This is a genomic window from Paracoccus sp. Z118, assembly GCF_019061185.1.
GTDB lineage: Bacteria > Pseudomonadota > Alphaproteobacteria > Rhodobacterales > Rhodobacteraceae > Paracoccus.
The window spans coordinates 109,045-132,210 of the sequence record NZ_JAHQZU010000004.1; the positions used below are offsets into that span (position 1 = coordinate 109,045).

At 66.2% G+C, this 23,166-nt stretch carries 25 protein-coding genes; 8 read left to right on the forward strand and 17 right to left on the reverse strand.

Annotated elements, in window-relative coordinates; all coding sequences use genetic code 11:
* Positions 1-40: 40 nt before the first annotated feature.
* The 7 genes from cysW to hrcA all read right to left on the reverse strand — a co-directional run bounded on the left by cysW (position 41) and on the right by hrcA (position 6,382).
* Positions 41-820: a sulfate ABC transporter permease subunit CysW gene (cysW, locus tag KTN05_RS04575; protein WP_217328203.1), complete on the reverse strand. Its 780-nt coding sequence runs from the start codon at positions 818-820 to the stop codon at positions 41-43.
* On the reverse strand, positions 820-1,671 hold the full coding sequence (gene cysT, locus KTN05_RS04580; protein ID WP_217328204.1) for a sulfate ABC transporter permease subunit CysT: 852 nt from the start codon (positions 1,669-1,671) through the stop codon (positions 820-822). Before cysT ends, cysW begins: the two co-directional genes overlap by 1 nt.
* Positions 1,671-2,666, reverse strand: a complete 996-nt coding sequence (gene cysP, locus KTN05_RS04585) for a thiosulfate ABC transporter substrate-binding protein CysP (RefSeq protein ID WP_217328205.1) — start codon at positions 2,664-2,666, stop codon at positions 1,671-1,673. The genes cysT and cysP overlap by 1 nt, the downstream gene beginning before the upstream one ends.
* A gap of 11 nt (positions 2,667-2,677) precedes the next feature.
* Positions 2,678-3,730, reverse strand: coding sequence for a sulfate/molybdate ABC transporter ATP-binding protein (locus KTN05_RS04590; RefSeq protein WP_217328206.1), 1,053 nt, complete (start codon positions 3,728-3,730; stop codon positions 2,678-2,680).
* A 259-nt stretch (positions 3,731-3,989) separates the two neighbouring features.
* Positions 3,990-4,619 (reverse strand): ATP-dependent Clp protease proteolytic subunit, encoded by a 630-nt coding sequence (locus KTN05_RS04595; protein ID WP_217328207.1) that lies wholly within the window; start codon positions 4,617-4,619, stop codon positions 3,990-3,992.
* A gap of 125 nt (positions 4,620-4,744) precedes the next feature.
* Complete coding sequence (locus KTN05_RS04600; protein WP_371823274.1) at positions 4,745-5,332, reverse strand: nucleotide exchange factor GrpE; 588 nt, start codon at positions 5,330-5,332, stop codon at positions 4,745-4,747.
* Positions 5,333-6,382, reverse strand: coding sequence for a heat-inducible transcriptional repressor HrcA (gene hrcA / locus KTN05_RS04605; RefSeq protein WP_217328208.1), 1,050 nt, complete (start codon positions 6,380-6,382; stop codon positions 5,333-5,335). It abuts the gene before it with no gap.
* Positions 6,383-6,457: 75 nt separating this feature from the next.
* Here hrcA and rph point away from each other — a divergent pair, with 75 nt between their 5' ends.
* From rph to hemW, 3 genes are read left to right on the forward strand one after another with little or no spacing between them, the layout of a single operon-like run.
* Positions 6,458-7,171 (forward strand): ribonuclease PH, encoded by a 714-nt coding sequence (gene rph, locus KTN05_RS04610; protein WP_217328209.1) that lies wholly within the window; start codon positions 6,458-6,460, stop codon positions 7,169-7,171.
* Positions 7,168-7,773, forward strand: a complete 606-nt coding sequence (gene rdgB / locus KTN05_RS04615; RefSeq protein ID WP_217328210.1) for an RdgB/HAM1 family non-canonical purine NTP pyrophosphatase — start codon at positions 7,168-7,170, stop codon at positions 7,771-7,773. Before rph ends, rdgB begins: the two co-directional genes overlap by 4 nt.
* Positions 7,739-8,941 carry a radical SAM family heme chaperone HemW gene (gene hemW / locus KTN05_RS04620; RefSeq protein ID WP_217328211.1) on the forward strand — a complete coding sequence of 401 codons (1,203 nt, stop codon included), beginning with the start codon at positions 7,739-7,741 and terminating at the stop codon, positions 8,939-8,941. The genes rdgB and hemW overlap by 35 nt, the downstream gene beginning before the upstream one ends.
* 3 nt (positions 8,942-8,944) lie before the next feature.
* Here the strand turns inward: hemW and KTN05_RS04625 are convergent, their stop codons facing one another.
* The 7 genes from KTN05_RS04625 to KTN05_RS04655 form a co-directional block, all read right to left on the reverse strand.
* Complete coding sequence (locus KTN05_RS04625; protein ID WP_217328212.1) at positions 8,945-9,823, reverse strand: ParB/RepB/Spo0J family partition protein; 879 nt, start codon at positions 9,821-9,823, stop codon at positions 8,945-8,947.
* A complete protein-coding gene (locus tag KTN05_RS04630; RefSeq protein ID WP_217328213.1) occupies positions 9,816-10,607 on the reverse strand; it encodes a ParA family protein in 792 nt (263 codons plus the stop codon). Before KTN05_RS04630 ends, KTN05_RS04625 begins: the two co-directional genes overlap by 8 nt.
* Complete coding sequence (gene rsmG, locus KTN05_RS04635; RefSeq protein ID WP_217328214.1) at positions 10,600-11,175, reverse strand: 16S rRNA (guanine(527)-N(7))-methyltransferase RsmG; 576 nt, start codon at positions 11,173-11,175, stop codon at positions 10,600-10,602. Before rsmG ends, KTN05_RS04630 begins: the two co-directional genes overlap by 8 nt.
* Positions 11,172-13,037 carry a tRNA uridine-5-carboxymethylaminomethyl(34) synthesis enzyme MnmG gene (mnmG, locus tag KTN05_RS04640; RefSeq protein WP_217328215.1) on the reverse strand — a complete coding sequence of 622 codons (1,866 nt, stop codon included), beginning with the start codon at positions 13,035-13,037 and terminating at the stop codon, positions 11,172-11,174. The genes rsmG and mnmG overlap by 4 nt, the downstream gene beginning before the upstream one ends.
* A gap of 6 nt (positions 13,038-13,043) precedes the next feature.
* A complete protein-coding gene (gene mnmE, locus KTN05_RS04645; RefSeq protein ID WP_217328216.1) occupies positions 13,044-14,297 on the reverse strand; it encodes a tRNA uridine-5-carboxymethylaminomethyl(34) synthesis GTPase MnmE in 1,254 nt (417 codons plus the stop codon).
* Between the two features lie 7 nt (positions 14,298-14,304).
* Complete coding sequence (gene rho / locus KTN05_RS04650) at positions 14,305-15,576, reverse strand: transcription termination factor Rho (protein WP_217328217.1); 1,272 nt, start codon at positions 15,574-15,576, stop codon at positions 14,305-14,307.
* 137 nt (positions 15,577-15,713) lie between these two features.
* Positions 15,714-16,163, reverse strand: coding sequence for a CopD family protein (locus KTN05_RS04655; protein WP_217328218.1), 450 nt, complete (start codon positions 16,161-16,163; stop codon positions 15,714-15,716).
* A gap of 430 nt (positions 16,164-16,593) precedes the next feature.
* Between KTN05_RS04655 and KTN05_RS04660 the strand changes: the two genes are divergently transcribed.
* The 4 genes from KTN05_RS04660 (at position 16,594) to KTN05_RS04675 (ending at position 19,706) form a co-directional block, all read left to right on the forward strand.
* Positions 16,594-17,448, forward strand: coding sequence for a shikimate dehydrogenase (locus tag KTN05_RS04660; protein ID WP_217328219.1), 855 nt, complete (start codon positions 16,594-16,596; stop codon positions 17,446-17,448).
* Positions 17,445-18,044 (forward strand): dephospho-CoA kinase, encoded by a 600-nt coding sequence (gene coaE / locus KTN05_RS04665; RefSeq protein ID WP_217328220.1) that lies wholly within the window; start codon positions 17,445-17,447, stop codon positions 18,042-18,044. The genes KTN05_RS04660 and coaE overlap by 4 nt, the downstream gene beginning before the upstream one ends.
* Positions 18,044-18,742, forward strand: coding sequence for a DNA polymerase III subunit epsilon (dnaQ, locus tag KTN05_RS04670; protein WP_217328328.1), 699 nt, complete (start codon positions 18,044-18,046; stop codon positions 18,740-18,742). Before coaE ends, dnaQ begins: the two co-directional genes overlap by 1 nt.
* Before the next feature lie 73 nt (positions 18,743-18,815).
* Positions 18,816-19,706: a YihY/virulence factor BrkB family protein gene (locus KTN05_RS04675; protein WP_217328221.1), complete on the forward strand. Its 891-nt coding sequence runs from the start codon at positions 18,816-18,818 to the stop codon at positions 19,704-19,706.
* Positions 19,707-19,711: 5 nt separating this feature from the next.
* Here KTN05_RS04675 and KTN05_RS04680 read toward each other — a convergent pair whose 3' ends face one another.
* The 3 genes from KTN05_RS04680 to KTN05_RS04690 are packed head-to-tail and all read right to left on the reverse strand — an operon-like array spanning position 19,712 to position 22,241.
* Positions 19,712-21,496 carry a histidine kinase dimerization/phosphoacceptor domain -containing protein gene (locus KTN05_RS04680; RefSeq protein ID WP_217328222.1) on the reverse strand — a complete coding sequence of 595 codons (1,785 nt, stop codon included), beginning with the start codon at positions 21,494-21,496 and terminating at the stop codon, positions 19,712-19,714.
* Between the two features lie 8 nt (positions 21,497-21,504).
* Positions 21,505-22,098 carry an RNA polymerase sigma factor gene (locus KTN05_RS04685; RefSeq protein ID WP_217328223.1) on the reverse strand — a complete coding sequence of 198 codons (594 nt, stop codon included), beginning with the start codon at positions 22,096-22,098 and terminating at the stop codon, positions 21,505-21,507.
* Positions 22,095-22,241 carry a NepR family anti-sigma factor gene (locus KTN05_RS04690; protein WP_217328224.1) on the reverse strand — a complete coding sequence of 49 codons (147 nt, stop codon included), beginning with the start codon at positions 22,239-22,241 and terminating at the stop codon, positions 22,095-22,097. Before KTN05_RS04690 ends, KTN05_RS04685 begins: the two co-directional genes overlap by 4 nt.
* A gap of 94 nt (positions 22,242-22,335) precedes the next feature.
* Between KTN05_RS04690 and KTN05_RS04695 the strand changes: the two genes are divergently transcribed.
* Positions 22,336-23,139 (forward strand): response regulator, encoded by an 804-nt coding sequence (locus tag KTN05_RS04695; protein WP_217328225.1) that lies wholly within the window; start codon positions 22,336-22,338, stop codon positions 23,137-23,139.
* The last annotated feature ends 27 nt before the right edge of the window (positions 23,140-23,166 follow it).

Genomic DNA, 23,166 nt, shown 5'->3' on the forward strand with positions numbered 1-23,166 from the left:
GTGGAAATCCTGTCGAAATGATGCGGGGCGCGGCAATCTGTCAGCCGCGCCGCTCCAGCACGGTCTTCACGATCAGCACCACCAGCGCAATCATCGTCAGCACGGTCGAGGCGGCGAAGGCCCCGACCACGTTCAGGTCGTTGAACAGCAGTTCGACATGCAGCGGCAGGGTGTTGGTCTTGCCGCGGATGCTGCCCGAGACGATGGCGACGCCGCCGAACTCGCCCACCGCACGCGCCGTGCACAGCACCGCGCCGTAAAGCAGCGCCCAGCGGATGTTGGGCAGGGTCACGCGGCGGAACACCTGCCAGCCGCCCGCGCCCAGCGTGACGGCGGCCTGTTCCTGATCGGGGCCTTGCGCCTGCATCAGCGGCAGCACCTCGCGCACCACGAAGGGGGTGGTCACGAACATCGTCACCATGATGATGCCGGGCAGCGCGAACAGGATGGTGATGTCGTTCTGCGACAGCCAGCCGCCCAGCAGCCCCTGCCGCCCGTAGAGCAGCAGATAGCAGATGCCGGCGATGATGGGCGAGATCGAGAACGGCAGCTCGATGGCGGTGGTCAGCAGGCCGCGGCCGGGAAAGACGAATTTCGACAGCAGCCACGAGGCGGCGATGCCGAAGGCGATCGTCACCGGCACGACGATGATCGCGACCAGCGTCGTCAGCCAGATCGCGTGCAGCGTGTTCGGGTCGAGGATGTTGGCGACATAGGCGCCCCAGCCCGCGGAAAACGCCTGCACGAAGATATAGACCAGCGGCACCACGATGAAGACCGCCGACAGCAGCGCCGCCGTGCCGATGAGGACGCGGCGCATCACAGCGAACGCCCCCCGTGCCGGGTCGCGCGGAACTGGACGATGTTCGAGGCGAGCAGCACCACCAGCGCCAGCACCATCAGCACCAGCGCGATCGCCGCCGCGCCCTCGTAGTCGTATTCCTCGATGCGGATATAGGCGAGCAGCGACGCGACCTCGGTCTGGAACGGCAGGTTGCCCGCGATGAACACGACTGCGCCGAACTCGCCCAGCGAGCGGGCGAAGGAGGTGGACACCCCGCCCAGCCAGGCCGGCATGATCGCGGGAAAGACGACGCGGCGGAAGGTGGTCCAGCTTCCCGCGCCCAGCGTGGCGGCCGCCTGCTCATAGGCGGGGTCCAGCTCCTCCAGCACCGGCTGGACGGCGCGGACCACGAAAGGAATCGAGGTGAAGCTCATCGCCAGCACGATCCCGCCCAGCGAATAGACGACCTGAAGCCCCAGCGGGTCCAGCAGCGCGCCGAACCAGCCGTTCGCGGAATAGAGCGCGGTCAGCGACAGGCCGGCGACGGCGGTGGGCAGCGCGAAGGGAATGTCCATCAGCGCGTCCAGCAGCCGCTTGCCCGGAAACTCGTAGCGGACCAGCACCCACGCCATCAGCAGCCCGTAAACGGCGTTGATGGTGGTGGCGATGGCCGCCGCCACGATGGTGATGCGGAACGACGCCAGCGTGCGCGGCGCCGTCACCATGTCCCAGAACCGCCCCGGACCGATCCCGGCGCCCTTGAGCACAAGGGCGATGATCGGGATCAGCACGATGACCGACAGGTACAGCACCGTCGTCCCCAGCGTCAGCCGGAAGCCGGGAAGGACGCGGCGCGCCCTGACGCTGGGGGCGGCGGCGGCACTCATCAGTTGACGAACACCTGGTCGAGGATGCCGCCGCTGCCGAAGTGCTGTTCCATGACCTGCTCCCAACCGCCGAACACGTCCTCGACGGTCAGCAGCTCGACTTCGGGGAACTCGCCTGCGAACTCGGCTTTCACGGTCTCGTCGATGACGCGGTTGTGGCTTTCGGCCAGGATGCGCTGCGCCTCGGGCGAGTAGAGCCAGTTCAGATAGGCGTTCGCCAGTTCGGTCGTGCCGTTGCGGTCGGTGTTTTCCTCGACCACGGCGACGGGGAAGGCGGCGAACAGGCTGACCGGCGGAGTGATCGCCACCAGCCCGCGATCGGCGTATTGCGCGGCGATCTGGCGGGTTTCGGCCTCGAAGGTGATGAGCACGTCGCCGATGTCCCGCTCGACGAAGGTCTGGGTCGCGGCGCGGCCGCCGGTGTCGAAGACCGGCACGTTGGACAGGATCTCGCGCACGAAGTCCTGCGCCGCCGCCTCGTCGCCGTTATTGGCGCGCAGGCCGTAGGCATAGGCGGCCAGATAGGTGTAGCGGCCGTTGCCCGAGGTGCGCGGGTTGGGGAACACCGCCTGCACATCGTCGCGGGCGAGGTCCGACCAGTCCTGAATATTCTTGGGGTTGCCCTCGCGGACGAGGAAGGCGGGCATCGAATACCAGGGCGAGGCGCCGTTGGGGAACGCCTCGCGCCAGTTCTCGGCCACCATGCCGCCATCGGCCAGCGCCATCACGTCGGTTTCCTGGTTGAAGGTCACGACATCCGCCGGCAGCCCTTCGAGGATCGAGCGGGCCTGCTTGGAGGAACCTGCGTGCGACTGCTCGATGGTGACGTCGCGGCCGGTGTCGGCCTTCCATTTCTCGACGAAGACGGGGTTCAGGGCCTCGAACAGCTCGCGGGCAATGTCGTAGCTGACGTTCAGCAGCCGGTCCTGCGCCATGGCCGGGGTGGCGCCCAGCACCAGCGCCACGGCGGCGGCCTTGAAGACGGACAGTTTCATGATGATCCCTTTCAGACGGTTTCAGCGGGAAAGACGGAGCCGGCCTCGGGGCGCAGATGCACCCTGACGCCGGGGGTGAGCCCCTGCGCGCCGGGAGAGCGGCGGCGCAGGTCGGCGGGAATCTCGGTGCCGGACGCGTCCGACAGGATCAGCCGCAGCTGCGAGCCGGTGTTGGTGACGGACGAGACGGACCACGGGCCGGAGGGGTCGGGGATGGGCAGCAGATCCTCGGGGCGGACGAAAAGCTGCGCGGGGCCATTGGGCAGGTCTGCCGTTGGAAGGTGGGCCGCGTCGATGCCCGCGCCGCCGATCCGGCCCTCGCGGACCGCCACGGGCAGGTGGATGGTCGCGCCCATGAAATCGGCGATGAAGGGCGTGGCGGGCGCGTCGTGGATGGTCGCGGCGTTGCCGATCTGCTCGATCCGGCCGTGGTTCATCACCACCACCCGGTCGGCCAGCTCGAACGCCTCTTCCTGATCGTGGGTCACGAAGATCGTCGTCGTGCCCATCGCGTCATGCACGCCCCGCAGCCAGCGGCGCAGGTCGCGGCGCACGGCGGCGTCCAGCGCGCCGAACGGCTCGTCCAGCAGCAGCACCGTCGGCTCGATCGCCAGCGCCCGGCCAAGGGCGACGCGCTGTCGCTGGCCGCCGGAAAGCTGTGCCGGGTAGCGATCGCCAAGCGCGTCGATCTGTAGAAAGCCCAGCAGTTCGTTGACGCGGCTGGCGATCTGCGCCTTGGCCGGCCGTTCGCCGCGGGGGCGGACCGTCAAGCCGAATGCGATGTTGTCGCGCACGGTCATCTGCGGGAACAGCGCATAGTTCTGGAACACGAAGCCGATGCGGCGATCCTGCGGCGAGAGTTGCAGCCAGTCCTGCCCGTCGAAGGCAAGGCCGCCGCGATCGGGCCAGTCCAGCCCGGCGATGATCTTGAGCAGCGTCGTCTTGCCCGAGCCGGAGGGCCCGAGCAGGGCCACAAGCTCTCCGTTCGCGACGGTGAGGTCGATCCCGCGCAGCACCTCGGTCCGGCCGAAGCTCTTGTACATCTGCGCGATTTCGATGGTCATGGGGCCTCTTCCAGTTCTTCGCGGCACGATCTAGCGACGCGGGTGCAGGGCAACAAGGAACGCCCCGTGATCCCCGTAAAGGGCAGCCGGACGGGTTTTCTGGAAGTGGAGGAGGGGCCGGAAAGTTCCACGCGTTCGCGGGGCCGGAGGGAAATCCGGTCCCCCGCGAGGCGGGCGGACCGGGAAGATTTTCCTTATTAGCCCCAGCGGCGCGGCTGGGGCGGGAAAACCTGAGCGTCGGGCGGAGCCGCCCCTCGGCTCAGTTCAGATCGTCCACGCTGCGGATGACCTTGTTCAGCAGGCCGTAGTCGATCGCCTCCTGGGTGTTCAGCCAGAAGTCACGCTCCGTATCCGCGGCGATTTTCTCGACCGGCTGGCCGGTCGCCTCGGCGAAGATCTGGTTCAGGCGGTCGCGCATCAGGCGAAGCTGCTCCGCCTGGATCATCATGTCGGAACTGGTCCCGCCGATCCCGCCCGAGGGCTGGTGGATCAGGAACCGCGTGTTCGGCAGGCAGAAGCGGTTTTCCCGCTTGGCGCCGACGAAGATCAGCGCCCCCGCGCTCGCCACCCAGCCCGAGCCGATGGTGCGGACGGTCGGACGGATGAAGCGGATCACGTCATGGATCATGTCGCCGGATTCGACATGCCCGCCGGGGGACGAGATCAGGACGTTGATCGGATTGTCGTTATCCTCGGCCAGCGCGAGCAGGTGCGAGACGGTGCGCTGCGCCAGCTTGTCGTTGATCGTGCCCGCGACAATCACCGTCCGCGAGCGGAAATACAGCTTGTCGATGGCCGGGCTCTGCGGAAGGCCCAGTTCCTCGCCCTGCTGCTTTTCCTCGCGCTCATCGTCGTCATCGTCGTCGTCATCAAGGCGGTGGCGCAGCATCATCGGTCCTTTCGCGTGGTCGGCGGCCGGAACAGGCCCGGCGCGTCCCGTCTTACCTAGGCAGGGATTAAGGCCCCGTAAAGAACGGCCGGCCGGATCGTCCTCGATCCCGCCGGCGCGCACGGTCAGTTCGCCGGCGTGGGCCTGCTCGCCGGGGTCGAGGAGACGCCGACCTGTGCGGCGCGCAGCAGACGGTCATGCAGCATGAAGCCGTTGGCCATCACCTGGATGATGTCGCCCGCCTGAGTGCCGGGAACCGGCGCCTCGAACATCGCCTCGTGCACCTGCGGATCGAAGCGGTCGCCGTTCGCCGGGCTGATGACCGTGACGCCGTGCTTGGCGAAGACGTTGTTCAGCTCGCGCAGGGTCAGCTCGATCCCTTCGATCAGGGCATGGTCAAGCTCCGAGCGCTCGCCCGCGACGTCCAGCGCGCGGGTCAGGGCGTCGTGGACGGGCAGGAGGTCGCGGGCAAGACGCGAGCCGCCGTAATTTTCGGCCTCGCGCCGGTCCTTGTCGGCGCGCTTGCGGGCGTTTTCGGCATCGGCCAGCGCACGCATGAAGCGGTCGCGATACTCGTCGCGCTCTGCCTCCAGCTCGGCGATGCGGGCATCGCCTTCCGGCAGATCGGCCAGCGGGTCCCGATCCGCCCCGAGGGCCGGATCCGTGTCGAAATCTTCCGCGTCCATCTGTCCGTTCTGCGTGTCGTTCATCATCTACCCCTTTCGGCCCGACAATACCCGGCCGATCAGCTGCGCGGTGTAATCCACGATCGGCACGATGCGGCCGTAATTCAGCCGCGTCGGGCCGATGACCCCCACCGCACCCACAATTCTTCGGTCAGCGTTCATATAAGGTGAAACCACCAGAGAGGAACCCGAAAGTGAAAAAAGCTTGTTCTCCGAACCGATGAAGATGCGCACGCCTTCGCCGTCCTCGGCCAGTTCGAGAAAGCGGGCGATGTCGCGCTTGCGTTCCAGATCGTCGAACAGCACGCGGATGCGGTCGAGATCGGCGGCCTCGTTGTCCAGCAGGTTGCCGCGGCCCTTGACGATCAGCCGCGGGTCCTGCGGGTCCGAGTCCCATAGCGCAAGGCCCGCCGCCACCAGTTCCGCCGCCAGCGCGTCGATCTGCTGGCGGCTGGTGGTGATGGCATCGCCCAAGGTGGCGCGAAGCTCGGCCAGGGTCCGGCCCTCGGCCTGCGCGTTCAGGAAATTCGCCGCCTGACGCATGGAGCTGGGCGTCTGGCCGGGCGGCGGGTTGAAGACGCGGTTCTCGACCCGTCCATCGGCGAAGACGAGGATCGCCAGCGCCCGGTCCGGGGCAAGGCTGACGAACTCGATATGCCGGACCGGCGCCTCGACCTTGGGCATCAGCACCAGCGAGGCGCCGTGCGTCAGATGCGACAAGGCGGTGCTGACGCGGTCCAGCAGGACCGGGGTGTCGGGATGATCGTGACCCAGCGTCTCGTCGATCCGCTCGCGGTCGGCGGGGGCGAGGGGGTCGATTTCCATCAGCGCGTCCACGAACAGGCGCAGGCCGAGCTGGGTCGGCTGCCGCCCGGCCGAGACATGCGGGCTGTCGAGCAGGCCGAGATATTCCAGATCCTGCATCACGTTGCGGATCGTCGCCGCCGAGACCGCCATCGATCGGGTCAGCGTGCGCGAACCGACCGGTTCGCCGGTTTCCAGATAGCCTTCGACCACGCGGCGGAACACCTCGCGCGAGCGGTCGTTGAGGTCGAAGGGCTGGTCGATCTGGGGCATTGACTGTGTGCCGAAGGGTTGCGGATGGGGTCTGCGGGCCTGTATCTGACGGGCGAAATCCTGAAAGGACAGCCCATGCGCCCCTCTGGCCGGAATCTAGACCAACTGCGCCCGATTTCAATCGAAACCGGCGTGATGCGGCATGCCGAGGGCTCGTGCCTGATCCGCTGCGGCGACACGCATGTGCTGTGCTCGGCCTCGATCGAGGACCGGCCGCCGCCGTTCCTGAAGGGCTCGGGCCAAGGCTGGGTCACGGCGGAATACGGGATGCTGCCGCGCGCCACCACGACGCGGAACCGGCGCGAGGCCGCGGCGGGCAAGCAGGGCGGGCGCACGGTGGAAATCCAGCGGCTGATCGGCCGCGCGCTGCGGGCCGGGGTGGACCGGCGTGCCCTGGGCGAGCGGCAGATCGTCATCGACTGCGACGTGATCCAGGCGGACGGGGGCACCCGCTGCGCGGCAATCACCGGCGGCTGGGTCGCGCTGCGGCTGGCGGTCAACAAGCTGATCGCGGCGAAGATGGTGACGAGCGATCCGATCATGGATCACGTCGCGGCGGTCAGCTGCGGCATCTATGCGGGCCAGCCGGTCGTCGATCTGGATTATGCCGAGGACAGCGTGGCGGGGACCGACGGGAACTTCGTGCTGACCGGAGCCGGACGGCTGATCGAGGTGCAGATGTCGGCGGAGGGCGCGGCGTTCTCGCGCGCCGAGATGGGGCAGTTGATGGATCTGGCCGAGGGCGGGATCGCGCAGTTGGTCGAGGCGCAGAAGGCCGCGCTGGCGTGAGACGGCTGACCGAAAAGCGGCTGCTGGTCGCCACCCATAACGCCGGCAAGCTGGACGAGATGCGGGCGCTGTTCGCGCCGCATGGGGTCGAGGTCGTGGGTGCGGCAGAAATGGGGCTCGGGGAGCCGGTCGAGACCGAGGACAGCTTCATCGGCAACGCCCGGATCAAGGCCCGCGCTGCCGTCGAGGCCACGGGGCTTCCGGCGCTGGCGGATGACAGCGGGATCGCCATCGAGGGGCTGGACGGCGCACCGGGTGTGCATACGGCCGACTGGGCCGAGACCGGCGCGGGGCGGGACTTCATGCAGGCGATGACGCGGGCGTGGAGCGAGCTTGAGGCGCGCGGGGTGCCCGAGCCGCGCCGCGCCGCGTTCCATGCGACCTTCGTGCTGATGTGGCCGGATGGGCATGAGGAGATATTTGAAGGTATCGCGCACGGGCGGCTCGTCTGGCCGGTGCGCGGGGCGCTGGGGCATGGCTATGATCCGATGTTCATGCCGGACGGCCATGACCGGACCTATGCCGAAATGACCGCCGATGAGAAGAATGCCATCAGCCACCGGGCCGATGCGTTCAGGAAGCTGCAGGCGGTCCTTGGCTGAGTTCTGGCAACCGGGCGAGGACTGGCGGGCGGGCGGCTTTGCGCTGTACGTCCATTGGCCCTTCTGCGCGGCGAAATGCCCCTATTGCGACTTCAACAGCCATGTCGCGGCGGTGATCGACCAGCCGCGATGGCTGGCGGCCTATCGGGCCGAGCTAGCGCGGCTCGCCGCCGAAGTGCCGGGGCGTGTGCTCGGCAGCATCTTCTTCGGCGGTGGCACGCCGTCGCTGATGGCGCCGGAGACGGTCGCTGGGGTGATCGAGGCGGCGCGGGCGGCATGGCCGCTGGCGAATGACGCCGAGATCACGCTGGAGGCGAACCCCACCAGCGTCGAGGCGGGGCGGTTCCTGGCCTATGCCGACGCGGGGGTGAACCGGCTGTCGATGGGCGTGCAGGCGCTCAACGACGACGACCTGCGGCGGCTGGGGCGGATGCATTCGGCTGCCGAGGCGCGAACAGCGTTCGAGATCGCGCGCAACGCCTTCGGACGGGTCAGTTTCGATCTGATCTATGCCCGCCAGCAGCAGAGCCGGGAAGCCTGGCGGCGGGAGTTGGGCGAGGCGCTGTCGATGGCGGTGGACCATCTGTCGCTTTATCAACTGACGATCGAGCCGGAGACGGCTTTCGGAAAACGCCATGCTGCGGGTGGGTTACGCGATATACCTGACGACGACACCGCTGGTGATATGTATTTGGAAACAAACGATATTTGTGATAATTACGGGTATTATGCCTACGAAATATCAAATCACGCCGCCTCGGGGTCAGAAAGCAGGCACAATCTGGTCTATTGGCGTCAAGGAGATTGGGCAGCGATCGGACCGGGAGCGCATGGAAGGCTGACGTTGCCTGCCGGGCGATTCGCCACCGAGGCGTATCGCGCCCCCGGCGAATGGCTGAACGCCGTCGAGCGTAACGGTTCGGGTGAGTTGCCGCGCGAGAGGCTGGAACTGCGCGATCAGGCCGTGGAGTATCTGCTGATGTCCCTGCGACTGGTCGAAGGTATGGAGCTCCGGCGCTTCGAAGCAATGAACGGTGCCGGGCTCGACTCCGCCGCCATCCAGTCGCTGCACGAGCTGGGGCTGATTGAACTGGACGCCGAACGTATCCGGGTCACGCCGCAGGGCCGTCCGGTATTGAATGCGATCCTGCGGGAACTGGCGCCCTGAGGCTCAGGCGGTGCCACCGAGCAACTGGCACAGGCGGTCAAGCTGGTCTAGATCGCGGTAGCTGATCGTCATGCGGCCGCCATCGTGGCCCGCATGATCTATGCGGACCCGCATCTTCAACTGCGCGCCGAGATCGCTTTCGATCGCCCGCGTGTCGGCGTCCTTGCTGCTTTCGCGGCGGGGCATCCGCTCGGGCTTCGGCGCGGACTGCTCGCGCACCATCGCCTCTGTCTCACGCACGGACAGACCACGCTCGGCCACCTTGCGGGCAAGGCTGACCGGATCGGGTGCGGTGATCAACGCGCGTGCGTGACCGGCGGTCAGGGTGTTGTCGCGCAGCATCGCTTGCACCGGGTCGGGCAGGTTCAACAGGCGCAGGATATTCGAGATGTGGCTGCGGCTCTTGTTCAGCGCCTCGGCCAATTTTTCCTGCGTATGGCCGAAGCGGTCCATGAGCTGGCGATAGGACGCCGCCTCCTCGATCGCGTTCAGATCGGCGCGTTGGATATTCTCGATCAGCGCGACTTCGAGCACCTCGGCGTCGGTCAGGTCGCTGACGATGACGGGCAGGTCATGGAGCTGCGCGATCTGCGCCGCGCGCCAGCGGCGCTCGCCGGCGACGATCTGGTACAGCCCGCCGCCATCCGGGTGGGGACGCACGATCAGCGGCTGAAGAACGCCCCGGCTGCGGAGCGAATCGGCAAGCTGTTGCAGCAGCTCGGGCGAGAAGTCTCGGCGCGGCTGGTCGGGGTTGGGGATCAACTGCTCGATCGGCAGGCGCTGCGACTCGGGCGCGGGGCTGTCCGGCGCCAGCGCCACATCGGCCATGAGTGCGGAGAGACCGCGGCCCAGGCCGCGCTTGTCGGTCTTGCGTTCAGCCATGCTTTGCCTTCGATTTCTGTGCCTTGCGACGAGCGACAAACTCTTTCGCGACCGCACGATAGGCCGTGCTGCCCTTGGATGTCGGATCGTAGTGGATGACGGGTTTGCCGTGTGATGGCGATTCCGAGACGCGGACGTTGCGCGGAATGACCGTCTTGAAAACCAGATCGCCGAGCGTCTCCCGTGCATCCGCCTCGACCTGAACCGCGAGGTTGTTGCGGCTGTCGGACATGGTGAGAAGCACGCCCTCGATCCGAAGATCGGGGTTGGCAGCCTGACGCACCTGCCGGACAGTCAAAAGAAGCTGGGAGAGGCCTTCGAGCGCGTAGAATTCGGCCTGAAGCGGCACCAGAACGCTTTCGGCGGCGACCATCGCATTGAGGGTCAGCAAGCCAAGCGCAGGCGGGCAGTCGATCAGAACGATGTCGCTGCGCGTGCCCGTGAGCGCCTGCTTGAGCAGCATCGTCCGGCTGCTGCGGGCCGAAAGATCGATATCGGCAGAGGAGAGGTCGGCATTCGCGGGAACGATCGACAGGCGCTTGATGGCGGTTTCGCGGATCGTATCGTTCAGCGGAGCTTCGCCGGTGAGGACATCGTAGCTGCTGGGGGTGCGGTCCTGCCCGTCGAGTCCGAGGCCCGTGGACGCGTTGCCCTGAGGGTCGAGATCGATCAGCAGGACGGAACTGCCGAGCTCGGCCAGCGCGGCGCCAAGATTGATGGCCGTGGTCGTCTTTCCGACGCCCCCCTTCTGGTTGGCAATGGCGATGATATAGGGCTCAGCCATGATGGATATTCGTCATCTGCAGGATCGCCGCGCCGTCATGGGTCCGGCTGGGATGAACGGTCAGGTCGAATTGCCAGCTTGCCTTCACCAGATCGACCTCTTCCTGCCAAGTTTCGCCCTTCATCAACCAGGCGGTCCCGCCGGGTGAGAGGTGCTGGACCACATATGCCATCAGCTTCGGCAGCGGGGCAAGGGCGCGGGCGCTTACGTGATCGGCAGCGGCGGGCGACTGCTGCTCAATCCGGGTAGTGACCACGCTGCAGTTAGTCAGTGACAGTTCACGAACGCAGGTGCGCAGGAAGGTGGCCTTGCGGGCGTCGGAATCGAGCAGGGTCACGCTCAGTTGAGGGCGGCAGATGGCTACCACCAGCCCCGGCAGTCCGCCGCCGGAACCCAAGTCCACCCATCTTCCCTCAAGCGGCGCGAGTTCGGCCAGCTGGATGCTGTCGGCGATGTGACGCTGCCAGAGATCCGGCAGAGTCGCAGGAGAGACAAGATTGATGGTCGGGTTCCAGCGCGTCAGAAGATCGGCGTAGCGTTGGAGCCTTGCTTCACATGAAGCATTCATGCCGAGGCGCGCTTGCTGTTGCGGCGCACGAGGGCGAGCAGCAGCGCCAGAGCAGCGGGCGTCATGCCTTCGATCCGCGCAGCCTGCGCGAGCGTCTGAGGGCGCACCCGGTCGAGCTTCTGCCGCAACTCGTTCGAAAGACCGGAAACGACAGCGTAATCGAAGTCCGCGGGGATGGCGACCGCCTCCTCGCGCTGCAATGCCGCAGCTTCCCGCTGTTGGCGATCCGTATAGGGCGCGTAGAGCGAGTCCGTGCAGAGCTGTTTAAGGGTTACCGGATCGATCCTGGCGAGATCAGGATCGAGGGCGATTACCTGCGCCGGCTCAAGATCGGGAAGCGAGAGCAGATTGAAGAGCGACCGCCGCTGACCGTCCTGCCGGACCGTGATCCCCCGGGTCCCAAGCTCGGCCGCCGTCAGCGTCCGCGCTTGGGCCAGCTCCCGCGCTGCCGTGTAGGCATGCATCTTCTCGGAATAGACGTGCCAGCGCCGGTCATCCACCAGACCAAGATCGCGTCCCATCGGGGTCAGCCGCTGATCGGCGTTGTCGGCGCGGATGGATAGCCGGAACTCGGCCCGCGAGGTGAACATGCGGTAAGGCTCAGTCACCCCTCGTGAGGTCAGGTCGTCGATCATCACGCCGATATAGCTGTTCGTGCGCGAAAATCTCACCGGCTCCTCCCCCCGAGCAAGCCGGGCGGCGTTCACCCCCGCAACCAGCCCCTGGGCTGCGGCTTCCTCGTATCCGGTGGTGCCGTTGATCTGGCCAGCGAGGAACAGTCCCGGCACCGTCTTCACCCGCAGGGAGGACCTCAGCGCGCGCGGATCGACATAGTCGTATTCGACAGCGTAGCCGGGCTGAAGGATCTCGGCCTCCTCCAACCCGGTCATGGTGCGCACGTAGGCGAGCTGCACATCTTCCGGCAGGGAGGTCGAGATTCCATTCGGATAGACCACGTCGCTGTCCCATCCCTCGGGTTCAAGAAAGACCTGGTGCGCATCCTTTTCAGCGAACCGGACGACCTTGTCCTCGATCGACGGGCAGTAGCGGGGACCAACGCCCTCGATATGACCGCCATACATCGCAGAGCGGTCAAGATTGGCGCGGATGATCCCGTGTGTGCGTTCGTTCGTGTGGGTGATCGCGCAGCTGATCTGCGGTGCGGCGGGAGCGGTGTTGAGATAGGAAAACAGAACCGGATCATCATCGCCCGGTTGCAGCTCCAGCCGGTTCCAATCGATGCTGGAGCGCCGGAGCCGAGGCGGGGTGCCCGTCTTGAGGCGCCCCATCGGAAGCCCAAGTGACAGCAGATCCTGCGCCAGACCCGAGGAGGTGGGACCGCCCCAGCGACCCGCAGGACGGCTGACATCGCCGGTATGGATCACGCCGTTCAGAAATGTGCCGGAGGTAATGACGACGGCAGCAGCGGCAAGCTCGGTGCCGTCGGCAAGCCGGACCCCAGAGACGCCGGCGCCGGACCGCAGGATAGACGCGACTTCACCCAGAATGACATCCAGCAGGGGCTGCGCGGCCACCATCTTCTGTGCAGAAGCACGATAGAGCCCGCGATCCGCCTGCGCCCGCGGCCCCTGGACGGCAGGGCCCTTGCGCCGGTTCAGAAGCCGGAACTGGATGCCAGCGGCATCGGCAATCTCACCCATCAAGCCACCAAGCGCATCCACCTCGCGCACGAGATGACCCTTCCCCAGCCCGCCGATTGCCGGATTGCACGACATCGTCCCGATGTCATCCGCGCGCATGGTGACAAGCGCTGTCGCGCTGCCCATCCGGGCAGCTGCCGCTGCGGCCTCGATTCCCGCATGGCCGCCGCCCACAACGATGACGTCATAGCTGTGCTTCACGTGAAACTACTTTCCGATGCAAAAGGCCGAGAAGACTTCGTCAAGATAGTCCTCCACCCCCGTTTCGCCAACCACTTCCCGCAGACCATTGACCGCTATGTTCAACGACTCCGCGACGATTTCCGGCGGGTCTGAGGGACTGACCTGCAACCCAGCGCTGGCCCGCCGCAGGGCATCCGCCTGACGCTGGCGCGTTACCATGTCCGCCGCCGCCGCCCGCGCACGCAGGATATCGTGGATGCGGTCGAGCAGGGCGACGACACCCTCGCCGGTGATGGCGGAAACGTCACCCTCTCGCAGATCGGATTTCGACGTGATCACGACATCGCCGCTCTGCAGAAGCTCTTTCACCGCCCGTCCATCTTCGGACAGGTGCACCCGCAGATCCGCACTCGCCGCACGCTGGTTCGCCCGGTCGATTCCCAATCGCTCGACATGATCAGCGGTCTCACGCAGTCCCGCCGTATCGAGGAACGTCACCGCGAGTCCGCGAAGATCAATGCGCACCTCCAGAACGTCCCGTGTCGTTCCCGCCACCGGCGTGACCAGCGCGACCTCCCGCCGCGCAATTGCGTTCAACAGCGAGGATTTTCCCGCATTCGGCGGGCCGATCAGTGCAACCTCGAAACCGTCGCGCAGACGTTCCGCCGCCGGAAAACCGTCCAGCTGAGCCTTGATGGAGTCCCTCACCTCATCAAGCAAGGTGAACACTTCAGCGGGCACATCCTCCGGCACATCCTCATCGGCAAAGTCGATGGAGGCGGCAATCAGGGCGCCCGCGCGGACCAGCTTCCCGCGAAGCTGCACAGCCCACTCCTGCAACGCGCCATCCGCCACGCGGATCGCCTGCCGATGCTGCGATTCCGTTTCCGCCGCGAGCAGGTCGGAGAGTGCCTCCGCCTCCGAGAGGCCAAGCTGGCCGTTCAGAAATCCGCGCTGCGTAAACTCACCAGGAAGGGCATGGCGCGCGCCCCGAGCCGCGACCGCTTCCTGCAACAGTCGTGAAATGATCGGCGCCCCATGCAGGTGAAACTCAACGACATCCTCGCCCGTGAAGCTCGCTCTCGCGTCGAAACGGACAACAAGCCCATGGTCGATCAACTGTCCGTCGCTCACGATCCGCCGAAGATAGCTGTGTCGCGCCTGCGGCAGAGGGCCGGCCAGGTCTTCCGCGATCCGCCGCGCCTCCGGCCCACTCAGGCGAACGACAGAAATGCCCCCGCGCCCAGGCGGGGTCGATTCGGCGTGGATCGTGTCCACATCATCCTCAGGCGTTCATCGAGTCGAAGAAATCGGCGTTGTTCTTCGTCTGCTTCAGCTTCGAGTTCAGGAACTCGATCGCGTCGGTGGTGCCCATCGGGTTCAGGATGCGCCGCAGCAGATAAGTCTTCTGCAGGTCCTTCTGATCCACCAGCAGCTCTTCCTTGCGGGTGCCGGATTTCAGGATATCCATCGCCGGAAAGACGCGCTTGTCCGCAACCTTGCGGTCCAGCACGATCTCGCTGTTGCCGGTGCCCTTGAACTCCTCGAAGATCACCTCGTCCATGCGCGAGCCCGTATCGATCAAGGCCGTTGCGATGATGGTCAGCGAGCCGCCCTCCTCGATGTTCCGCGCCGCACCGAAGAACCGCTTGGGCCGTTGCAGCGCGTTCGCATCGACGCCGCCCGTCAGCACCTTGCCCGAGCTCGGCACCACCGTATTGAAAGCGCGACCCAGACGGGTGATCGAGTCCAGCAGGATCACCACGTCGCGCTTGTGCTCGACCAGCCGCTTGGCCTTCTCGATCACCATCTCGGACACCGCGACGTGGCGGCTCGCCGGCTCGTCGAAGGTCGAGGACACGACCTCGCCCTTGACCGAGCGCTGCATGTCGGTGACCTCTTCCGGCCGCTCGTCGATCAGCAGCACGATCAGGTAGCATTCGGGGTGATTGCGCGCGATCGAATGCGCGATGTTCTGAAGCAGCACCGTCTTGCCGGTGCGGGGCGGGGCGACGATCAGGCTGCGCTGCCCCTTGCCGATCGGCGCCACCAGGTCGATGATCCGGGCCGAGCGGTCCTTCACCGTCGGATCGTCCAGTTCCATCTTCAGCCGTTCGTCAGGATAAAGCGGCGTCAGGTTGTCGAAGGCGACCTTGTGGCGCGCCTTCTCGGGGCTTTCGAAGTTGATCTTCTCGACCTTCGTCAGCGCGAAATAACGCTCGTTTTCGCCGGGGCCGCGGATCACGCCCTCGACCGTGTCGCCGGTGCGCAGCGCGTGCTGGCGGATCATGTCGGGGCTGACATAGATGTCGTCAGGGCCGGGCAGGTAGTTCGCCTCGGTCGAGCGCAGGAAGCCGAAGCCGTCCTGAACGACCTCGAGGACGCCGTCGCCGCCAATCTCGATCCCGTCCTCGGCATGCTCCTTCAGAAGCGAGAACATCATCTCGCCCTTGCGCATGGTCGAGGCGTTCTCGATCTCCCATTCCTCGGCCATCGCCAGCAGGTCGGCCGGAGTCTTGGCCTTCAGGTCGAACAGGTTAAGGCGCTCGTCGCTCATCTCGTCACCAATCGTTGGCCGGACGAACCCGTCACCGGGGCGAAGTCGGACCAGTAGTTCAAGTGGAAAAATCCACCGGACGGCGGACGAAAGCCGGATACACCGAATCGCTCTGCCGAGTCAAACCCGGCCGCGCGTCAGAACTTCACGATCACCGACAGCACGATTACGGCCATCAACACAGTCGGCACCTCGTTCATCATCCTGTAGGTGCGTCCGGGAAATGGCGCCGGCTCGGTGGCCATGATCTTGCGCTGACGCGAGAGCCAGTGGTGGAACCAGGTCATCCCGAGAACCGCCGCGGCCTTCGTCCAGGGCCAGATCATCGACCAGTCCACCAGCCCCGGCGTGAAGACCAGCGTCAGGCCGAAGATCCAGGTCGCCGTCATCGCCGGGTTCATGATGAGGCGGATCAGCTTGCGCTCCATGATGCGGAAGGTCTCGACCATCTCGCCGGAGTTGCCCGCGCGCTCGGCGTGATAGACCAGCAGCCTGGGCAGATAGAACAACCCGGCCAGCCACGCGATGACCGACATGACGTGGAAGGATTTCACGTAAGGATAGGCAGCATAGAGCAGGTCGGACATCGATGTCTCCTTTGCGACCCTTCATAAGATAAAGAAGAGTATAGAAGGAAGATGATGTTATAGGCCCTGTGGGAGTCTGAATCCTCCGCCGTCGCGAGACTTCCTCACAGGGTTTTCAGCATGTGGACGAGACGCGGATAAACATTTCGCTTCACGTGAAGCGAAAACAACTTCAATGGCTTGACCCTGCTAGCACCCTGTGGATATTTCCCTCGTTTCACGGTTCTACCAGCTGCGCCGCCCATACTGTCCCGTTGTGGATAACCGCCTCTGACTGTCCCGCCGATCCGCTCGAAATCGCGGAACCGACACCTGGGCCTGCTCCGTCCCCGCAACTCGACCGCGGTTTTCCACAGATCCATGGACAGCCCGGCTTGCCACCACCCCCCAGCCCGCCGATGATCCCGCGAAAGAACCCGCACGATATGACATGACCGACCCCACGACGCCGCCTGAACCAGAACGCATCCCCCTGGCCGGAGTCATCGGCTGGCCCGTCGCGCATTCCCGCTCGCCGGCGCTGCATGGTCACTGGCTGAAACGCTACGGTATTGCCGGGCATTACGTGCCGCTGCCGGTCATGCCCGAACATCTGGGCAGCGTCCTGCACATGCTGCCCAAGGCCGGCTTCGTCGGCGCGAATGTCACCATTCCCCACAAGGAGGCCGTGCTCGCGCTCGCCGATGTGGTCACCGACCGCGCCGCGCTGATCGGTGCGGCGAATACGCTGATCTTTCGCCCGGACGGCCGCCTTCACGCCGACAACACCGACGGCCACGGGTTCATGGCCAATCTGCGCCAGAATGCACCAGACTGGGTGCCCGAACTCGGCCCGGCCGCGATCATCGGGGCAGGCGGGGCGGCGCGGGCCGTCGTGGCGGCGCTGCTGGAAACCGGCGTCCCGGAGATCCGCATCGCCAACCGCACGCGCCTGCGCGCCGACCAGCTCCGGGCCGAGTTCGGCGCAAGGCTGGTCGTCCATGATTGGGTGCAGATCGGCAACATGCTGGACGGGGCTGCCACGGTGGTGAACGCGACCTCGATGGGCATGACCGGCCGCCCGCCTTTGCGGATCTCGCTGGACGCGCTGTCCCCCAGCGCGCTGGTCACCGATCTGGTCTACACCCCGCTCGACACGCCCTTCCTGATCGACGCGCGGTCCCGCGGCTGCCGGACCGTCGATGGTCTCGGCATGCTGCTCCACCAGGCCGCGCCAGGTTTCGAGCGCTGGTTCGGCCACCGCCCCGAGGTCGACGACGAGCTTCGCCGGGCCGTTCTGGCATGAGCTTCGTGCTCGGCCTGACCGGCGGAATCGGTATGGGGAAATCGACCGCCACCGCGATGTTCGCCGGGCGCGGCGTCCCGGTCTGGGACGCCGACGCGGCGGTCCATCGCCTCTACGCACCCGGCGGCGCCGCGGTGCAGCCGGTGGGCGAGGTCTTCCCCGCTGCGATCCGCGACGGCCAGGTGGACCGTTCCGCCCTCAAATCCATTCTCGCCGCCGATCCTGCGGCGCTCGCGCGGCTCGAATCCATCGTCCACCCGCTCGTCGCAGCCGACCGCGCCGCCTTCATCCGCGACAACGCGGCGGTGCCGATCGTCCTCGTGGACATCCCGCTGCTCTTCGAAACCGGCAGCCAGTCGCAGATGGACGGCGTCGCTGTCGTCAGCACTGACGAGGAAACCCGCCGCGCACGGGTGCTCGCCCGTCCCGGCATGACCGCGGAAACGCTCGACCTGATCCTGTCGCGTCAACTGCCCGAGGCGGAAAAACGCGCCCGCGCCGACTGGATCATCCCCTCGCACAGCCTTGACGCGGCGGAGAAGGCGGTGGATGCCATCATCGCCGACATCCTCAGCCGTCAGGGCCGCCAAGCATGATCCGCGAAATCGTCTTCGACACCGAAACCACCGGCTTTGACCCCGCCACCGGCGACCGCGTGGTCGAGATCGGCGCGGTCGAGCTGATCAACCACCTGCCGACGGGCAACCGCTTCCACGTCTACCTGAACCCCGACCGCGCCATGCCGGCCGAGGCGATGGCCGTTCACGGCCTCAGCGACGAGTTCCTGCGCGACAAGCCCCGGTTCGGGGGCGTGGTGGCCGAGTTCCTGGCCTTCATCGGCACCGACTGCCCGATGATCGCCCATAACGCCGATTTCGACTTCCGCTTTCTCAACGCCGAACTGCGCCGCTGTGGTCATCCGCCGCTTCACGGCGCGCGTGCCGTGGACACCGCCGCGATGGCCCGGCAGAAATTTCCCGGCGCGCCGGCTTCGCTCGACGCCCTCTGCCGCCGCTTCGGCGTCGATAACTCCGGCCGCGAGCTTCACGGCGCGCTGCTCGACAGCGAATTGCTGGCCGAGGTCTATCTGGAGCTGATCGGCGGCCGTCAGCCCGACCTCGTGCTGGACGCCCCTGCGGCGGAAACGGAGCCCGGCGCCACGGTCCTCGTGATGACCCCGCGCCGCGCACGGCCCCGGCCGCTTCCGCCCCGCCTCACCGAAGCCGAGACCCAGGCCCATGCCGCCTTCGTCGCCCGCATGGGCGAGAAGGCCGTGTGGTTGCGCCTCACCTGACAGGCGGGTCCGGCGGGCAGTTGCCTTGCACCCCCAAAGCGGCGATGCTTCACGTGCAACGGCGCGGGCGGGCATGATCGAACAGCTGAAGGACATTCGGGTCTTCCTCGCCGACGTGATGGAGCGGATGGACAAGATCCACATGGGCCTGATCGCGGCCGGGGTCGCGTTCTATGCCATGTTCGCGGTGTTTCCCGGCATGGCCGCGATCATCGCGCTGTGGGGGTTGTGGTTCGATCCCGCGATCATCAACCAGTATGATCGGGTCATGGACGAGTTCCTGCCCCCCGAGGCCGCGGCGATCCTGCACAGCCAGGTCGATGCCTTGACGGCAGGCGGGCGGACGCAGCTCGGTTGGGCCTCGCTGATCTCGTTCCTGATCGCCACCATCGCCGCGCGGGCAGGGGTGGACGCGCTAGTCCGGGGGCTGAACGCCGCTTACGGCGTCCGCTCGCACCCGACGATCTTCGGTTTCATCCTCGCCTATGTGCTGACCCTGGCCATCGTGGGGGTCGTGCTGATGGGTCTTGCGACCATCGTCATCGTCCCGCTGGCGCTGAACTTCCTCGAAGTGAGCCACATGCGAAGCTGGCTCATCAGCGCCGCACCCTGGGCCGCGATGTTCCTGATCGTCATCACCGGCATCGGCATCATCTACCGTTACGGCCCGAACGTGCAGACCCCGCGCACGCCGATCTTCACCTGGGGCGCGCTGTTCGCGGCCATGGCCTGGGCCGGGGCGTCGTTCCTGTTCTCGACCTATCTGGGCAGCTTCAACAGCTACAACCGTATCTACGGGTCAATCGGCGCGGTGATCGCGCTGCTGATGTGGTTCTATCTGGCGGGCTTCTCGATCATGCTGGGCGCGCTCATCAACGTGGAACTCGCCCGCCGTCGCCGGGTCATCGCGGTCCGCCGCGCCCGCGCGCTGATGAGCAGCACCGCCCCCCGCCGCGACGGCTGAGGGAGCTAGTGCCGGGCGTTCCCGCGCGCGGCAGAGGTCAGAACCACCCGCCGCGCGACTTCCTCACCGGGCAGGGCCACGTCCTCCTGCATCTCGAACAGCAGCTTCATGGAATAGCTGTCTTCCGTCACGTCGATCGTCACGTCGCCGTCGAGTTGCAGGGCAAAGGCCTCGATGAGCTGCCCGCCCAAGCCGGTCCCCTCGACCGGCGGGTGGGTCGCCGGACCGATTGAGTTTTCCACCTCCAGCAGGGCGTGCCCCGCACCATGTCGCGTCAGCGACACCCGCAGGTAATAGGCGCCGCTTGCGTCGGGCTCGGCGTATTTCAGCGCGTTGGTGAAGGCTTCGGTCGTCAGCAGCGTCAGCGGCACCGCCTGGTCGGGCAGCAGCGTCAGGCGTTCGAGGCTCGCTTCCACCTTCAGCCCGGACCCCGGCGCGACCGAGGCGCTCACCATCTGGTTGATGATGTCCGAAATCAGCCGGTCCGCCTCGACCGAGTCCAGATGCTCGGCCTGGTAGAGATTGCGATAGATCGTCGCCATCGAGGCGACCCGGTCCTGGACCGAGCGCAGGACCTTCTTCGCGTCGGTGTCGGTGATGACGCGGCCCTGCATGTTGATGATCGAGGCGATCAGCTGCAGGTTGTTCTTGACCCGGTGATGCACCTCCTTCAGCAGCACCGTCTTTTCCTGCACCGCCGTTTCCATCGCCGCCTCGTCGCGGATCAGGATGCGGGCCATGTCGTGGAAGGTCTGGCTCACATCCGCGATCTCGGCGGGCGCGTCCTTCAGCACACGGGGCGGTTTCCGCCGGTCGCCGATGGCAAAACGGCGCATCTGGCCGCGCAGCTCGCGGATATGGCGCAGCACCAGCCGATAGACCGCGAAATACGCCACGGCCAGCGAGACCGCCCACAGCGCCAGCGGAAACAGGACCCCCGTGAACCGGGTCAGCGCGAGGTTCCCGACCCCGGCGGAACGCGGGTTCCAGCTACCCAGCGCATAGACCAGCCCCGGCACGACCGCAACCACGGTGAACAGCCGCCGCTCGCCCGAGTTGGCCGTTTCGCGGAAGGTCGTGTCGGTGCGCTCCACCAGCGACTGCAAGGTCGAGTTCTGCGGCATCATTTCGATGATCGTGCCTTCGACCATGTCGGTCGAAATCACCTGCCCGCTATAGGTGAAGGTCAGGATCCGGGCCCCGGTGCTGCCGCTCATCGGATCATGCGTGGCCCGCATCAGTTCCTGCGGCATCGAGGTCACGACATAGCCCAGAAGCTCGTCGCCCCGATGAAGCGGCTGCGAGACAATCACCACGGACATGCCCGACACCATGCCCTGTGACGAGGCGGTGATCACGGTCCGAGGCTTGGCCATGAAGGCGCGGTAATGCGGCGATTGCCGCAGATCGTGGGTGCCGTCGTTGCGCGAGGTGCAGCTTGCAAAGCCGTCCAGCCGCGTGAAGCCGGCATAGACATAGCTCGCGTTGTTCTGGACGAAGGTCTCCAGCATCGTCGAACAGGCCTGCGGGTCGTCCAGCGTCTCCAGCACGGCAGGTCCCAGCGCTTCTGCGGACCCCAGCGCGGTCTGAAGCAGCGCCCGTTCGCCCGCGGCGGCGGACGAGGTGCGGCCCATCAGGGCCAGCTCGGCGGCGCGTTCGGCGGCCTGCGACAGGTTCAGCGTCTGCACCAGCGAGATCAGCCCGATCGGCAGGATCGCCACCGAAAGCAGCATCGCCAGCCGGAAGCCGAGGCCGCGGGTGAACTGAAGCTGATCCGGCAGGCGCGCCATGCCTCGCCTTACCGCGAGACGGGGTTGTTCGCCATCACCGCCATCGTTGCGCGGTCGGTCATCTCGAATTCCTCGCCGTCCTTCAGGTGCAGCAGCTCGGCCAGCTTCCGGCGGCCGCGGTTGGCGCGCGATTTGACGGTGCCGACGGCGACGCCGGTCATCTCGGCCGCCTCCTCGTAGGAAAAGCCCGAGGCGCCCACCATGATCAGCGCCTCGCGCTGCTCGTCGGGCAGCTTGTCGAAGGCGACGCGGAAATCGTTCATCGCCAGCCGCCCGTCGTGGTCGGGCCGGGTGGCCTGCCGCGCGGCGTGGATGCCGTCCGTGTCGCTGACCTCGCGCCGGGTCTTGCGGCGCGCGGAATAGAATGTGTTGCGCAGGATGGTGAACAGCCACGCGCGCAGGTTCGTTCCGACCTGGAACTTGTCCATGTTGGTCCACGCCTTGACGATCGTGTCCTGGACAAGATCATCCGCCGCCGCCCCCTCGCGCGTCAGCGACAGTGCGAAGGCCCTGAGCGCCGGCAGATGCTCGACAAGCTCATCCCGCGGATCGGCGGCCTTGGACAGGTTCCGCTCCGGTGTCGCCTTGCGGTGCATGGTCATTCCTGACCGCGCAGCTTTTCAAGCAGCGCCAGGAATCTGTCCGGCACCTCCTGAGCTGTATCCTGCTCGTAAACCCGCCGCAGATTTTCATCGATCTGCTTTTCCAAGGCGGCGCGCTTGGTGTCTTCACGCCTCACGTTCATGCTGTATCTTACTTCCCGGAAATCTTGTGTGCACGTCGGCCAACGGTTAGGTATCAGCAACGGTTCCCAGGAACGACCAATTTTTGAGGCTTTCATGTCAGCTGCAGATCTTGCCCAATCCATCGGACGCGAACTGCCCTATCTGCGCCGCTATGCGCGTGCGCTGACGGGCACCCAGCGGGCCGGGGACAATTATGCCGCCGCCACGCTGGAAGCCATTCTCGCCGACCGCAGCATGGCGTCGGGCGACGATACCCGGATTTCTCTGTTCCGCGCCTTCCATGCCATCTGGCAGAGCTCGGGCCAGCCCGTCGATACCGAAAACCAGAGCGCCCGCGAGGCGCAGGCCCAGTCGCATCTGCGCACCCTGACCCCGAACTCGCGCGAGGCGCTGCTCCTGCGCACCATCGAAGAGCTGCGCTACGACCAGATCGCCGAGGTCATGCAGATCGACCAGGACGAGGCCGAGGAACTGGTCCAGATCGCCCTGAACGAGATGGGCCGCGCCATCCGCGGCCGCGTCATGGTCATCGAGGACGAGACCATCATCGCCATGGATCTCAAGGGGATCGTGCAGGCGATGGGGCATGAGGTCACGGGCATCGCCCGCACCCATTCCGCCGCGATCCAACTGGCCGAGGACCGCCGGCCCGACCTGATCCTTGCGGACATCCAGCTTGCGGACGGCTCGTCGGGGATCGACGCAGTCAACGAATTGCTGACCAGCCTCGGTGACCTTCCGGTGATCTTCATCACCGCGTTCCCGGAACGGCTGCTGACCGGCGACCGGCCGGAGCCGGCGTTCCTGATCTCCAAGCCCTACAGCGAAGAGCAGGTCCGCTCGGCCGTCAGCCAGGCGATGTTCTTCGCCTCGTCTGAAGGGATGACGGCGGCCTGACCGGCCTTTCCTCCCCGCAGATCGCGA